Here is a 1,027-nt window from a genome sequence, read left to right on the forward strand (position 1 = left end):
GGGCGTTTGCCACAAGACGGGATGCTGAGGGGGAAGTAGATCATCATGTCACAATCTGTGGTTGAGTTACTTGAGATCGAGCGAGGGATTATTCAAGTAACAATGCAAGATAGAGTTCATAAAAATACATTTACACTTGAAATGACTCATGGACTTAGAGAAGCGTTCCGTACGATCCAGGATGACTCGACCTGCAAAGTCGTAATTATAACAGGGTATGACAACTACTTTGCCACGGGTGGGACGCAAGAAGGACTATTGGCTATACATGAAGGAACATCAAAGTTTACTGATGAAAATATTTACTCTCTAGCATTGAACTGCAAAGTTCCAGTGATAGCTGCTATGCAGGGCCATGCGGTTGGTGGGGGCTTTGTCATGGGGCTATTTTCTGATTTCGTAATCCTGAGTAAGGAAAGTATGTACACGACTAATTTTATGAGATACGGATTTACACCAGGAATGGGTGCGACGTTCATTCTTCCCCAAAAACTCGGGTTCAGCCTGGGAGAAGAATTATTGTTAAATGGGGGGAATTACCGAGGCGCAGAACTGGAGAAGCGAGGAGTGCCGTTTCCAGTTTTGCCTCGCAAAGAAGTGATGAGCTATGGATTGGATCTTGCTAGACAGCTGGCCGAGAAACCCAGATTTTCATTAATCACATTAAAGGATCATCTGGTTGCTCCACTCCGCGCTCAGCTTCCCAAAATCGTAGAACAAGAGCTGATTATGCATGAGAAGACCTTTCACCAAGCCGAGGTTAAAGAACGAATCATCAACCTGTTTGGAAAATAATAATTTTTTCACATCCTTATTTATTTATATTTGTTGGACGCTTTTACGGTTTTTCATGGGAATCTGGAAACGAGTGTGAAAGGGGCGCATAGCCTTTCTCATCACTCGTTTTTTCTTTGCTACTTTCGTTAGGCAACGCTTCAAGCGTGAAACAGTAGCTCAAAATAGACATCGTGATAAGCATTTAGCTCATGTTGTATTTAAATTTTGTGTTTGAGGAGTTGGTGGATGA

Annotated in this window: 1 protein-coding gene; it reads left to right on the forward strand. The window is 42.6% G+C overall.

Annotated elements, in window-relative coordinates; all coding sequences use genetic code 11:
- Positions 1–45 precede the first annotated feature (45 nt).
- Positions 46–795, forward strand: a complete 750-nt coding sequence (locus ACXHJ1_RS16190) for a polyketide synthase (RefSeq protein ID WP_016821481.1) — start codon at positions 46–48, stop codon at positions 793–795.
- Positions 796–1,027: the final 232 nt, after the last annotated feature.

The sequence above is a fragment of the Paenibacillus sp. ALE2 genome, assembly GCF_054113385.1.